The organism is Duganella vulcania (assembly GCF_009857655.1).
GTDB classification, from domain to species: Bacteria; Pseudomonadota; Gammaproteobacteria; order Burkholderiales; family Burkholderiaceae_D; genus Rugamonas; species Rugamonas vulcania.
Map to the genome: position 1 here is coordinate 285972 of NZ_WWCX01000001.1, position 12613 is coordinate 298584.

12 protein-coding genes are annotated in these 12613 nt (G+C 60.7%); 3 read left to right on the top strand and 9 right to left on the bottom strand.

From position 1 onward, the window contains the following. Positions 1 to 481 precede the first annotated feature (481 nt). Positions 482 to 1099, top strand: coding sequence for a hypothetical protein (locus tag GTP90_RS36775; RefSeq protein WP_254451685.1), 618 nt, complete (start codon positions 482 to 484; stop codon positions 1097 to 1099). A 105-nt stretch (positions 1100 to 1204) separates the two neighbouring features. Next, positions 1205 to 2236: a hypothetical protein gene (locus GTP90_RS01590; protein ID WP_161081809.1), complete on the top strand. Its 1032-nt coding sequence runs from the start codon at positions 1205 to 1207 to the stop codon at positions 2234 to 2236. A gap of 244 nt (positions 2237 to 2480) precedes the next feature. Here GTP90_RS01590 and GTP90_RS01595 read toward each other — a convergent pair whose 3' ends face one another. The 3 genes from GTP90_RS01595 to GTP90_RS01605 form a co-directional block, all read right to left on the bottom strand. Next, on the bottom strand, positions 2481 to 2744 hold the full coding sequence (locus tag GTP90_RS01595; protein WP_161081810.1) for a DUF7688 family protein: 264 nt from the start codon (positions 2742 to 2744) through the stop codon (positions 2481 to 2483). A 125-nt stretch (positions 2745 to 2869) separates the two neighbouring features. After that, the gene (locus GTP90_RS01600) at positions 2870 to 3130 is read right to left on the bottom strand and encodes a hypothetical protein (protein WP_161081811.1); all 261 of its coding nucleotides are present in this window, start codon (positions 3128 to 3130) and stop codon (positions 2870 to 2872) included. Between the two features lie 451 nt (positions 3131 to 3581). Beyond that, positions 3582 to 4508: a recombination-associated protein RdgC gene (locus tag GTP90_RS01605; RefSeq protein ID WP_161081812.1), complete on the bottom strand. Its 927-nt coding sequence runs from the start codon at positions 4506 to 4508 to the stop codon at positions 3582 to 3584. A 204-nt stretch (positions 4509 to 4712) separates the two neighbouring features. Here GTP90_RS01605 and GTP90_RS01610 point away from each other — a divergent pair, with 204 nt between their 5' ends. Beyond that, positions 4713 to 5282: an ERCC4 domain-containing protein gene (locus GTP90_RS01610; protein WP_161081813.1), complete on the top strand. Its 570-nt coding sequence runs from the start codon at positions 4713 to 4715 to the stop codon at positions 5280 to 5282. A gap of 198 nt (positions 5283 to 5480) precedes the next feature. Here the strand turns inward: GTP90_RS01610 and GTP90_RS01615 are convergent, their stop codons facing one another. From GTP90_RS01615 to GTP90_RS01640, 6 genes are all read right to left on the bottom strand, one after another. Further along, the gene (locus tag GTP90_RS01615) at positions 5481 to 6089 is read right to left on the bottom strand and encodes a DUF262 domain-containing protein (protein ID WP_161081814.1); all 609 of its coding nucleotides are present in this window, start codon (positions 6087 to 6089) and stop codon (positions 5481 to 5483) included. 223 nt (positions 6090 to 6312) lie between these two features. Continuing rightward, complete coding sequence (locus GTP90_RS01620; protein WP_161081815.1) at positions 6313 to 6771, bottom strand: phage protein NinX family protein; 459 nt, start codon at positions 6769 to 6771, stop codon at positions 6313 to 6315. A gap of 131 nt (positions 6772 to 6902) precedes the next feature. Next, the gene (locus tag GTP90_RS01625; protein ID WP_161081816.1) at positions 6903 to 7865 is read right to left on the bottom strand and encodes a deazapurine DNA modification protein DpdA family protein; all 963 of its coding nucleotides are present in this window, start codon (positions 7863 to 7865) and stop codon (positions 6903 to 6905) included. A gap of 66 nt (positions 7866 to 7931) precedes the next feature. Beyond that, positions 7932 to 9797, bottom strand: coding sequence for an adenine nucleotide alpha hydrolase family protein (locus GTP90_RS01630; RefSeq protein ID WP_175047947.1), 1866 nt, complete (start codon positions 9795 to 9797; stop codon positions 7932 to 7934). Positions 9798 to 10136: 339 nt separating this feature from the next. Next, positions 10137 to 10967, bottom strand: a complete 831-nt coding sequence (locus GTP90_RS01635; RefSeq protein WP_161081817.1) for a hypothetical protein — start codon at positions 10965 to 10967, stop codon at positions 10137 to 10139. 475 nt (positions 10968 to 11442) lie between these two features. Beyond that, a complete protein-coding gene (locus GTP90_RS01640; RefSeq protein ID WP_161081818.1) occupies positions 11443 to 12405 on the bottom strand; it encodes an SOS response-associated peptidase family protein in 963 nt (320 codons plus the stop codon). Between the last annotated feature and the right edge of the window lie 208 nt (positions 12406 to 12613).

Here is a 12613-nt window from a genome sequence, read left to right on the forward strand (position 1 = left end):
TCGAGATCACCGAAGGCGCGAGAACTGCCGGCTACGAGAATGATCTGGGGCCGAGTGCACACCAGCTTGGCACCGAGACGCCGCAAACTCGGTAGCACGGCTGCGGTACGCGCGCTGTCGCGGCGCTACAGAGTGGACTGCGTCGCGGGATGTCAGTCAGGCGCCAGGGCCATGGGTTGCCGACGCGGATATCAGCGCTACCGAACGCCGCGAAACCTTAGAGCGCCCAGCCGGCGCCGCGCGCTGCGATCCCTCGGAACAGCTCAGTTGCCGTGGCAAGTGTCTTAATGTATGCTGAGGGCACTTTCGGCGCCTTCGCGGCACCAGTAGGTGAGCTTAGCCTGATCCCAAGCGGTCGCCCAAGCATTTCTCAATACTAGCGGCGCTCACGCCCGCTTCCAATCCCGTTTCCCAACCCATGAGGTGTGCACTTCCCTCGTTGGGAGGCGCCATCTCATTTTCTTTTGCAAAGGAAAGTGAAATGCAAACTCAAGTAGAAAAATCCCTGCTGGAACTCGTCGGCGTGCTCTTGCAAGCGGACACCGACGGCTTGTTGTCCAAAGGACTCCTGGGCGGCGGCCATCGCGATGACTATGCCCGGGCCCTGCGCCGCGCGATCGCCGGTTTGGGCGCTAACGCGGCGCTCAAATTGCGCGAGCAATTTGGGGTCGAAGTACCTTTCGACCTTCTGGACAGCAAGGAACCTGCTGCACAGGTAGCGCACAGCGAGACCCTCGCTACCGACCAGGTCGATACTCTCGCTCTGCGCTTGGTGCTCGATGTCACGTACACGCCGAACGGCGTAGCACCTGCGGAACTGTCCGAACGGCTGCAAGCGATGTGTGAGCACGCGATCGGCGAAGGCATGCTGACTGGTGCGACGATGGCTGAAGTTGACCAGCGGTCGCTTAAGATCATCCCAAAGCCTGTGGTTCCGGCCGAGGCAGATTTGGTGGCGTTCATGCAGCAGCGCATTGAGAGTGGCAACCTCGATGCGCAAGACATACCGCTTCGTCTGGTCCGCTACGGTTTGATGGAGTCGCACGACTTTGCAAGCGAAATGCACGAACGCATGGAGCTGGCTAAAGAGGAATCGTAACGCCATGCTTTCGTGATCTTCTGTGTGTCGATGTTTTTCAACCCCGAGCGGGACGATGGCGCCAAGTGCGTCGATCCCCGCTCTTTCATTTTTTCAGGAGGATGTATGGGTGCGACTGTTACAACTGGCAAGCTGGCCTCTGCTTTCAAATCGATGGACGGCAAAACCGTGTATGTTCTATTTGAGCAGACCTTCGAAAAGAACTGCTATCCACACACACCAGACTGGCACTGCACATGTTTCGGCGTCCTGGAACATGTCATGCGCTGGATCTTCCTTGCAGGGTCCAACTGCGAAGGCGGTATGCTGCAAAACCGTAGCGGCCACATCACGCCCGAGGGCTACATCGCGGGATGGTTGAAGGAACTGGCCAATCCGGTTCAGATAGCGAACCGGGATTTTGATCTGAAGGCCGGAGATACCTTCTACGCGACGATCCCCGAAAGCAGGATGGAACAGGTGCGCGTGATGCTAAGCGGTGTCGGACGTCCGGAGATCGCCGACCATCTGGCCGCCGGCGGTACCTACACGGTCAACATGTACCGCGATGCCGAGCTGCTGTGTGCGTTGTACAAAGGTGGCAGCCTGGCGCCTTGGCGTTTGATGAACGCTTCCTCGGCACCACTGTACGCAGCCCGTGATTCCGGTCTGGGTTATAGCCCGGAGCAGCAAAAGTGTACGGATGCTTCCACGCCCGCGTTCCGCAAAGTGGACCGCGAAAATCGTTTGATTCAGCGGCCCGACGGAAGCTGGTTCTGCGGGGGATGGGAGTATTCGGCTGTGGGCACCTTCGTTGCCAACCTGTGGCGCGATGAGCTGGCCACGCCAGGTTGTTACCGCAAACGCATCAAGGCCTACCGCGATGCGATTACCAGTGCTCCTGTAATGACTGGTGCCATCAAGGTGTTTGTCGATTTGTCTGTGCCGGTCGAAGAAGACTACTACCGCGAGAAGTTGGCCAAACTGCCCGAGCAAGTACCGGTGGTGCATCGCGACGGTGGTTTCGAGATTATCGTGGACAGCGACAGCGAGTTGTTGGACCGGCTCACAAGGCTCCCGTCCCAAAGCGTATCGTGGTTGGTACCGGCCGCCATCAGCCAACCGGTTAGCAATCAAATGTCGCTGATAGATGCTTGACGGGCCTTAAGCAAGCAGAGATGCAAGGAAGTGATCTACAAGAGAGCCCGGTTCTTTGAATCGGGTTTTTCTTTTTGCGCCCAGCAGTTCAGGATGACTGGCCCCCAACGCTCTTGATATCACTATCGTCGACCTGGACATGGGCGAACCGCCGCGAGCAATCAAATCCGGACGCGAGCGAAAGTGGCCGACATGTGGACACCAACGGCGACCAGAGGTGGCCGCAGGCCCATCCCCTGCTCCTTCAATCGAATTGATGGGATTCGACGGCGGTCTGGCCGACCTTCGCCAACTCGATGAGCGCACCGCTAAAGCTCACCTTCCAATCGCGCTCCATCATGGCCAGGTAGTCCGCGTGGGTGCCAGTGCGCCAGGGCTCGGGCCGGCTGAAGTTGCGGCCTGTGAGGTTATAGAAGATCACACTGACCGACGTTTCATCACCGGAGACGAGCGTCGCGCCGTTCATGCGGACTTCATGCGTCAATAGTACGTTGTCAAAGATTGCCATGTCTTTTCTCTCCAGATTCAAACAGATGTCAGGGGCATCGACGGTCGGCCTCAACGAGAATGCAGCCAGGTCCACTACATCAGATCGATGTCTTGATGCGCGGCGGATCGGTTGCGGGCGGCCGGTCAGATGTCGATCGTGGGCAAGGCGTGTGGTCGCACCGGGTCCACGTTGGCTGGATGGCACAAGGTACTCATTGCCCGGCCCTCCCAGTGCACGCGCGGATAGCACACCACCACGCCCTGCACTTCCAGGAACTCCTTGTCCTTGACGATGCCGAAAAACTCGGGCGCATCCGCGGGTATGCAAAGCTCGTTGCGATGGTGCGCAGAATACTTCACCAGCAATCCTGAGCCAGACTCCGTGAAATCGAACACCTGCATCATTGACTCCCTCTCCGTGGTTCTCGATTTCATCCGTGGTGCGACTTTCCTGGCGCTTCTGAAACCAATTGTACGAACGCAAGCTGCGCATGCAAATTGCGGCCGGGTGTTCGGTTGGAATGAAGGTGCAACCGGCAGATGCGCTCCTGGTGGACAAGGGCGCTACGCGAGGTGGACAGCATGGAGCAAAGGCCACTGCGGGTTTGGCAGGGAAAGACCTAAGGCAAGAAAGCGTCCGTGGTTCTATGCGTTCTTGCCGCTCCTCGTGTGCAATTCATGCGGTGTTGGGGCTCGGCGCTTCCGAACCGGTGGCGCCGTAGTGGCGCTACCAGTTCACCGGTAGCGCCACGACGCCGTCTATGGCGTCGCACCGATACGCCTTGGTGCCGGGGCGGCGTGGTGACGGTGCTACCGCGCGGGCATGGGAGCTGCCCGCATTCGTTTTACGGACGAATCATGCGGCCTGCCGATCGGCATTCTGGCACCCCTCGTCGGCAAAGCCGCCCAGCGCCAGCACCACGTCGCCAATAAGCTTGGCCAGCTCCCCCGTCATCAGCGCGAATTCGCAGTCGAATCGCTCCTCGTCGTTCTTCACGCTCGACTCCTTCTCGTTGATGACGTCCAGCGGCTTAACGCCTTTGATCGCCAGCGACTCGGTCAGGATGAACGAGATCTTGCTGTCCCAGGTCAGGGCCAGGCGGTTGCATTGCTTGCCGGCGGCGATGTGCCGCCGAACCTCCTCCGGATCGAGCGAGTGCTTAACGTAACGCACAGCCGCCTTGCTCTCGCCGGTGGCGCGCAGCTCGGTGTCCATGTCCACCGTGAAGCCGGCCGGCGCGTCGTCAGCCGTCAACCATTCCGTCATCACAGCCATTGGCGAGCGCTGCACGCGCAAGGATTCCAGCGGCATGCGGTCGACGGCTTTGAGCAGCAGCTTGATCACTTCATCGGCCTTCGCTGGGCTGGCAGCGTTCACCACCAGCCAGCCGTTGACAGGGTCGATCCAGGTCCACGTATTGCTGCGGATGGTGAAGGCGCGCGGCAGCAGCTCGTCGGCCACTCGTTCCTTGAGATCTTTCATGGCCTTCTTGCCCGGCGCGAAGCCCTGGGCCTCCTCCATCTCGGCCGCGCGCGCCTTGGCCACCTGGTTGATCACCGTGGCCGGCAGCAGCTTTTTCTCCGTGCCCAGCAAAATCAGCATTTGCTTGTTGAGCACGTGGACGAGGCCGCCATTCGGACGTGGCTTGTCCCAGCCCTGGCGCAGTAATTCATTGCTGCCGGCGGGCGTGAAGGAGTACGGCGCGAGCGCCGCTTCGAGCTGCTCGGGAGAAAATGCCCACGGCGCCGGCAAGCGATAAAGCTGGAGATTGGTGAAGAACATATATTCCCCGTCCGTTAAAATATTGTTGGTATCTCGGCAAAAGCAGCCCTCTTGTGAGAGTAAAATTGTCCCACCTGAAGTGGATCTGATGCATGCGTAAGGCGTCCGATTCGGGCACCTCACGCACGCAAACTGGACAACAAAAACCCAAACTAGTGACACCTTGGGATCCCTCTCTGCCACCCATTTTTCGAAGGCGAAACCATGGCCAGTCCCGTAGCACCCACCAAAAGCAGACTGATCGTCACCCGCGGCGGTAGCGCCATCACCAGCAAAGTACCAAAGCCGGTTGTGCTGGTGGACACGCGCGAGCAAATGCCGTTCGATCTGGCGCGTTTTTCCAACTGGCTATCGGGTGTGAAAACGGCCACCTTGGACACAGGCGACTACAGCATCGAGGGCATGGAACACCTCATCTGCCTGGAGCGCAAGTCGTTGAACGACCTGGTGGGAACCCTAATGCACCAGCGGGGCCGGTTTTTCCGCCAGCTTGAGCGCATGCAAGCCTTCCCGTACCGGGCCATCCTGGTCGAAGCGAGCTACGCGGAGGTCAAAAGCCCTTACAACTTTACCCAAGACGTGGCAGCCCATCCCAACGGCGTGTCAGGCTCGCTGGACGCGCTGGAAGTGCGATTTGGCGTCCCCGTCATCTATACGTCGACCAATCGGGCACTGGCGGAGGAAAAGGCGGCCAGCTGGCTCAGCAAGACATACACCTACTGGTGGTTGGAGAGCCAGGGGCTGGGAAGGATACTGCAAGAGGGCGACTTGTAGGCATTGAACGCAAGGCGAGCAGGTGGCAACGACGCGGCAGCGCGGTGTCACCCTACAGCGGCGCATAGATGCCACCTTGGCGCCACCGTAACCCAGATCCTGCGTCGCACGTCGATCGCTTCCCCGGCAAGGACCTGCGTGGGCCCGTCATGCCGATCGACGTGATTGTCCGTATTGGGATCTATTGCACATCCACGATCATGAGCACGCTGCGACAGCTTCATCACGCATATGCATCACCCGCTCTATCTCGTCCATCGAGTGCGGGGTTCCACCGGCGTTCAGGTCCAGGTAGTGCTGCAGCAAGTCAGCCCGACGGGTGAAATTATGCACGGCGACACGGAAGCGAAAGCGCGACTTGATCGCAAACGCACTGCCGGCCAGGTCGGCCACAGTCAGCCCAAATGGACGCACCTCACCTTTGATGAACTCCAGAACCGCAGTGATGCGCTGCAGGCCGTCGATACACTGCATGCCGCGCGGCAGGTCGCCGGCGTAATCGTATTCATCCCAGTTCGGGCAGTTGAACTGCACCAAGGAGCCCGAGCTGGAGACAACGCCACGCAGGACGTTTTCGATGAAGTGCACTTTCTGCTGGAGGGTCCAGACATGGCCCCGCTGAAAGTCCGGGTTGAGATCCAGACCGCCGTAGTCTTTCGCGTACGCATCAAGGGCCTGCTGGAAGTACGACCAATCGTAGTCGACCTCATAGGTGGCGGTACGCAGCGGTTTGATGATCTGCTCCAACGCCTTGCTCTTTTCAGCGTAAGCCTGGTCAACCGGTGCCTTGCGCTTGTCGTCGCCCATGATGCTCCCCGTCCTCGTTGTCGAGTTTGCCTGGGGCCCATTCTACGGGGCGAACCATACGGATCAAATTTCGAAGGGCGCATATGGTCCGCTAGCCTCGCGAGACGACTCCATGAGCCGACAACAGCGCCACCGCTCGATGTTTAGCCGGTGGCGGCCAACGCCTCCAATGGCCGCGCGTCGGCGCACGACACTGCGACAAACGGCCTTGCGGCATCCGACGTCAGGACACGTGCAGGCCTTCGCCCAAACTGGCGCCTTCACCCATCACGGTCTTCAGCCACGAAATGACGTCATCGGGCAGCGCGTCGCCGTAGACGCTGGCCACCAGGGCGCGCATGGCCGCTTTCAACGGCGTGGGGCCAAACCCGACAGAGCGTTCAAAGAGCTCGCCCGGGCGCCGTACCTTGTCGACCAGGGCACGGCAACGCACTTGCTCGGCCCTCGCTTTGTTTTGGTCGAGGTCGATGTGATATTTGTCGATCAAAGGGCCGCCGTCTCCCCAGTGCTCCGATGGGCAGTAGGTTCGGCCGTCGAGAAAGCCGTCCTCCTCACTGCGACCGTAAAACGTAATAGCGCTACGCGAGCCGCTCGCGTAGGCATCCGATAGCACCGCGTCCACGCGGTCAATCCTGGCCACCAGCAGGTCGAGCAACGGCCCGGCGATTTCGGCAACTTGCATATCCCTCTCCTTAGAATTTGGCGGTGAAATAGCGGGCTTTGCCAGCACACGCCCCATCGATCTAACTTCCTGCCGACGACACCATCATACGGGCGTGTGTTGCGCTTTCCAATTCAGCGCCGGCGAACGGCTCAGAACTGCAGGGACAGGCGCATCTGGGGCGAATTCTTTGCGGCCCGCGCCTGCGCCTTGTCCATCCAGTCATCCATCGCGCCCATACGGTTGGCCAGCGTATTGGAGACCTGGTCCCGATGCGCGGCGATGCGCGCGGACAGATCCCAAGCAAGCGAGTCGACAGACGCCACGCATGCGAACTCGCGGAGACGCGCCAGCGCGGTGCCCTTGACGCCGAAAAGATGCAGCTTGGCGCCCTTGGGAAGATAGGGTTCAAGAGCCGAGAGGATGGCGAAGAGGCCAAACTCCGGATGGTGCAGGTCGCGCCGGCACACCGAGCCCACGCCGATCAGAACAGGCGGCGCCTGCCACGGCTGCCAGCGTTCGCTGATCTGAAGCATCATCTCAAGGCTACGCAGATAGTCCGACGCGCGCCAGCCCTGCAGGCACGGCACCGGGGCTCTGTACAGATTGGCCGCCACTCGGGCGTTGCTGTCCTTCGCCGCATGGTTTTGCCAGGCGTAGGTAAGGCGCATGCAGCCTTCGAACATGGTGGCGGTGGCATTGACGCGATAATCAATCTCATCCTGGCTGTTTGCCAATTCTGGCTCGCAGCACATGTCGGGTTGCGTGTACCAGCTCGGATTGAGTTCGGACGCCAGTTCCAGGTACTGGGCGTAGGTCCAAGGGAACACGCCGCCAATGCCGGCCTGGCGCCCCTTCTTGGCGAACAGGGCCATCGAGGTGAATCCGGCACTGTCCAAGGCGACATCGGTCTCGGACAGGTCGGTGACACCAGGCAGCGTGAAGCAGCCTTTTTTCGCATTCCAGAAAGCGTTCGCCGAGACGAGCGTGGCGTAGCCGCGCTCAAAGGCATGGTAGGCGAGCTTCCCACTGCGGTGCGGGATGCCGGTGCGAATGAGCAGGCCCTCGCAGGGTTCTATGCGCGCGTTACGCTGTTCCGTTAGCAGTCGTGTCATGGTGGTTCCTTGCGGTTGGCACCGAACTGGGTGCCGGTCGAATGGCGGTGATATGGGCCCCGAGCATCACACCAGCGACAGCTGCGCTGGCGCATCGAACAGGTCGAGAAGCGGGTAGGCACCGGCATCCGCCTTCTTGAGCAAGCCGCTGTGGGCCTCATCGCTGATCGCGTGGTCTTTGACGTACTGTTCCAGCTCGGCCGGCGCCAAGTCATAGCGTTGGGCGAGGTTGGCAAAGTACTGGCCGCGCTTGGCCATGTACTGGTACTTCGCGCTCATGCCCTTGGGCAGCTTGAGGATGCCTTTGGACAGCAGGAAGCGGGACGAATCGAGGCCAGTGAAGAACTGCAGCTGGTGATAGTACTTGGCGTCGAACTGGCAGGTGACAAACGTGCATGCCATCTCGGCGTCCACCGTCAACTGTTCATCCTCCTCGAAGTAGGTGATGCGCTCGCCTTCAGTGGTCTGGGCATAGGCGCTCACATGGGCCGGCTCCAGATATTTGTTCCAGAGTTCGCCCAGGTAGTCGCGCAAACCGTCGGTGGGCACGTCCTTGTTGAAGTCCCCCACCTCGAACCAGCCAAACGAAGGGATCGGTGCCTTGGACACTGGCGCGGGCACGTCGGGGATGTGGTAACGGCGCCCCAGGACGTGTATCTCATACCAAGCGGCGATGGCCGGGTGCGCGTGCGGGCAGTGTTGATGCATCCCCAGCTGGAAGTCGATGGCGACCAGCTGCCGGAAGTTGATCATCTGGAACTGGACCGCGCAGAGCTCGCGATTGAGTTCAGTGCCGGGGATGTTGCCGTAGTTGAGGGCACCTTCATGTGCCTCCGCACGGTCGACCTCCATCGCATCAAGGGTCAACAGGTAGCGCAGCAGATCCATCCGGTAATCGAACGAATACACGTCCGGCGCGATCTTCACGTAGCCTGCCTTGCTGACCGTGCGGCCCACGATCTCGCGCGCGGACAGGTCCCACTGCGTGGCGGCCAAATAGTTGCGGAAGCGGTTCAGGCCGGCCATGTGCGCGTGCTGGGGTTCGGCGATCATCGATTCGAGCGACTGGTCCTTCTCGCCGGACATCTGGCAAGTGAAGCATCCGGTGCGCGCTGAGCAAGGCTTGCGCTGCCCCGCCTCCCCCAGCACCACGCCGCACACGCCGTCATTGGCGTCGCGATACAAGTCATGCAGGCGCACGATGGTACGCCGTGGCACCGGCGATGGGAAGGGGTACATCGCCTCGTCGGTAAACATGGCTAAAAAGGACCAGATTTCGTCCACGGACCAGCCGGCCACCACGCTGATGGTCAAGTCGCCATGCTCACCGCGTGTGACCTGGGTGGCCTGCTCATCGCGCTCGGCCATCAAGCGCGAGCGCACGGCGCTTTCCGCGTAGCGCGTGCCCAATACCGACACCGGTTCGCGAAAGCCATCGCTGGCAGCTTCCTCGGCGAATGCCCTCTTTAGGCGCAGCTGCGGCTGCACCTTCCAGTCGTCAGAGCACTGACGCTTGGTGCTGCCGTCCTTGACCGAGTTCTGCACGCTGCGCACCAGGGTGCCACGGCCGATGGTCGAGACCACGAACTGGGAGGCGAGCGTCGGCTCGGATACCCGTACCGTCACGGGCAGCTGGTGCTGCTCGCAGAACTCTTCGATGTCGGCGAGGAAGCCCAGCACGTGCTTGTGCATGGCTGGGTTTTCGACTGTCGTATCGCTGGTGGCGACATAGTGCTGGGCCTGCACTATGCCGGCGGCATGCGCGCGACGGATGGCCTCCAGGCCCAGCAGGGTCACGACACTAGAGTCCTTGCCTCCGCTGCACAGCAGCGCCAACGGGTGGTTACGCTCGATGAGATCCATCAGGGTAGCGATCGCCTTCTCGGCCTTCGCTTCGATGTCCTTATCCAGGTACAGATTGATCGCTTGCATGCTCGCCTCGCTCGTCGGTGGTTTCGGTGCCCGGCAGGATCAGTTACGTTCCTGCTGCCTGTACAACGAGTCTACGGAGGTGCCTAGGCGGATTCAAATTACCAGGTGAGCACAGGTGCATGACGCAGTGGGCCGCCAAGCCCGGCCAGGGCGCCGGCCGACGGCGCCGCCCGAGCGCTCTGCCCTGAAAGCCGTGTAACGGCGTGACTGACGTGTCTTCACCCACGCAGGTGGGTCACCCTGCTCTGGCATCGGTTGCAGCGCAACTAGCGCCTCCTGGCCGCCCCCGATGGTCGGGCTCCGGTGGTGCGGCATTACCGGGGGCGCCGGCCGGCCGCCCTACTCGATGAGGAACTCCTCCTTTTCGACCTTGTAGCCCAGGATCTCGCTGGCACGGCTACGCTCGAGCGTGATGAATACGTCCACGAGGCCGGAAGCATCGTTACGGTGCTTCACCTCGACGCTGGTCGCGCCCTTGGCGGTGTAGTCGATCTTCCACTGCTGCGCTTCTTGCGCCGTATCGGCGGTCCACCAGATGCGTGATGGCTTTTCCGGGCCAGTCGCGGCGAAGGCCTGCGCGACTGTATCGGCATCCACACTCGCTCCCTTCCAGCCGATATCCAACACTTCGACTTCCCCTTCACCGAGCGCCGGCCGGATCGCCACCTCGGCGTCGCTGCGGCCATCCACGTCATAGTCATACACCAGGAAGTTCACAGGGACATCAGCGGTGACTCCCTGCACTTTTCCTGCCTTCAGGCCGACAACAACGCGAGCGGCCTCAGGGGCAAGATCTGCAATGCCGAAATGTGCCTGGAGTTCGCCAATGGACTGGCTTTTGGTGAAGACCTTGGAGCCGGTGTGTTTGATGCAGGCGGAGAAGAAGAACACATCAGATTCAACGACCAAAACGTCGGACTCGGTGCGCACGTCGTTTTCCTCGCCAAGATCCTCGGCGTCCTCACCGTCCGTCTCCGGATCAAACTGCAAGAACTGGGCTCGGTAGTCGAACTTCTCGATCCGATGCAGATCGTTGGCGGCGACCAACGCGGACAGCCGGACGATCTCCCGGGCAGTCTGTTCGTCAATGCCGAAGACGGCCACCCTCGGGGTATTGTGACAGTCGCCGCCGCCTCGGGTCTCGACACGGTAATTTTTGCAGTTGCCCATACTCTTGCTCCCCATGCTAGTTAAACCGCAGTGCCCATGCACTGGTTGTATCCGGCCGGTCGCTCTATGACGAGCACTAGGCCGGCTATCTGGAGCGAAGTGTATGGGGCGGGCCCTGTTGATTCAAATTGCCAGGGAGCGCGGCCTTTGAAGATGTGGACCCTGCGGACGAGAAACTTCGATGGCTTGCACTGAAGGGGGCAGCGTGGTAGCGCCGCTGCATGTCTAGCATGGAATGACCGACACCGCCGACGTGCCATACCCAGCTTTTATCAGCGCTACAAGCTATGCCAAGTGACTGGCTTGCAGGGCTACTGCCAGACGCTTGCCTTGACTCTCCGTCCGGGGTTCCATGTGGGCTACCGCTGGCTTCCCACTGGTCCGCTCGTAGCAGCCTCTCGTCGCGTCGTCCGTCGAACCGTTTTGTGCTCGGCCGCTGGCCAGCTGCGGGCGCCAAGAAGACGCTATCTGCAGTTTATGCCGCTGACGCCAGTTGATGCGCGTAGTAAGGGCGCTCGCGGTCGTCAAGCATTGCCTGATAGTCCGCAGGCATTGGTGCCATGAGCCATGCTGAGACGTTGGCCGACTTCAACGGCACTGGGCAGCGGTCATGGCCAGCAGCAGCCACCTCCGGCGGCGGTTCGTCAGTGATGATGGCGAAGGACAGAAGGTCCTCGCCAGGTCCAGTCCAATGGGACCACAGGCAGGCCAGTTGCATCAGCTCGCCGCCACCTGGTGCGAACTTGAGAATCATATCCTCGGGTTCCTCGCCTGGTGCCAACTCCCGTCCTTCTAGCTTATGTCGGTCGACGTGTTCCAGGAAACCTTCAACTACTATCACCGCGTGGGTATGGGCGTAGACGCTTTTCCAGAAGCCGCTTAAGTTATCGCGCCTCGCGTTGTATAGGCCAGGATAGCGTTTGTCGAAAGCGGCAGGCATTCCCGCCGGCCGGCATTGATAGCGCATGGGGCGCACCACCAGCTGGCCGGCGGCATCACGAACCATCACGGGGCAGTAGCTGCCAGCATACACACGGTCGTCCCTTTCCCGGCGTTGGGTGCGCTTGAGGTCATCCAGTTTCGACAGCGCCCGCTCGATCTTATTGCCAGCAATGCGTTGGTCCTCGCTGGCCTTCTTCGTTGGCTTAACGGCCAGACTACGCTGAGCATCGGCCAGCCGTCGACGCAACCCGAACAAATCGGCCTCGATGCGCGCCGCCTCCGCGGCCTCATAGGCCAGCACCAGATCTCGACATCGTTCTTCGTCCACGCTCTGTGGCAAGGCCTTGAAGGCTTCCGTCAACCCTTTAGGCAGCACGATCCGCTCGCCGGCCTGGCGACGCTCCAACAACTCAACGAATTCTTGGATGCTGACTTTTGCCCCATAGTGTCGGACGTACTTACGATAGTCCGTCCACACTTGCGCAGAGAAACACACGGTGATTGTCCCTAATGGTCGAGCAAGCAGAGCGACTTTACATCGACATCGCACAGCAAGAGCTGTTGAAACCTGCCAATTGGTGGGAAGTGGACTAGAGGCCTATTCTCACCTTCCCGATAGCCGGTAACCTCGCCCACTCGATTAGTCAGGCGCCTTCTGAGCCTCGGTTCCATGCGCACCAAAGCGGTCTCTCGGAATCGAACCT

Excerpts from the sequence above, each read along its gene's own strand:
- GTP90_RS01595 (WP_161081810.1), bottom strand. The coding sequence starts at position 2,744 with ATGGCAATCTTTGACAACGTACTATTGACGCATGAAGTCCGCATGAAC.
- GTP90_RS01630 (WP_175047947.1), bottom strand. The coding sequence starts at position 9,797 with ATGCAAGCGATCAATCTGTACCTGGATAAGGACATCGAAGCGAAGGCC.
- GTP90_RS01605 (WP_161081812.1), bottom strand. The coding sequence starts at position 4,508 with ATGTTCTTCACCAATCTCCAGCTTTATCGCTTGCCGGCGCCGTGGGCA.
- GTP90_RS01635 (WP_161081817.1), bottom strand. The coding sequence starts at position 10,967 with ATGGGCAACTGCAAAAATTACCGTGTCGAGACCCGAGGCGGCGGCGAC.
- GTP90_RS01600 (WP_161081811.1), bottom strand. The coding sequence starts at position 3,130 with ATGATGCAGGTGTTCGATTTCACGGAGTCTGGCTCAGGATTGCTGGTG.
- GTP90_RS01625 (WP_161081816.1), bottom strand. The coding sequence starts at position 7,865 with ATGACACGACTGCTAACGGAACAGCGTAACGCGCGCATAGAACCCTGC.
- GTP90_RS01590 (WP_161081809.1), top strand. The coding sequence starts at position 1,205 with ATGGGTGCGACTGTTACAACTGGCAAGCTGGCCTCTGCTTTCAAATCG.
- GTP90_RS01620 (WP_161081815.1), bottom strand. The coding sequence starts at position 6,771 with ATGCAAGTTGCCGAAATCGCCGGGCCGTTGCTCGACCTGCTGGTGGCC.
- GTP90_RS01615 (WP_161081814.1), bottom strand. The coding sequence starts at position 6,089 with ATGGGCGACGACAAGCGCAAGGCACCGGTTGACCAGGCTTACGCTGAA.
- GTP90_RS01610 (WP_161081813.1), top strand. The coding sequence starts at position 4,713 with ATGGCCAGTCCCGTAGCACCCACCAAAAGCAGACTGATCGTCACCCGC.
- GTP90_RS36775 (WP_254451685.1), top strand. The coding sequence starts at position 482 with ATGCAAACTCAAGTAGAAAAATCCCTGCTGGAACTCGTCGGCGTGCTC.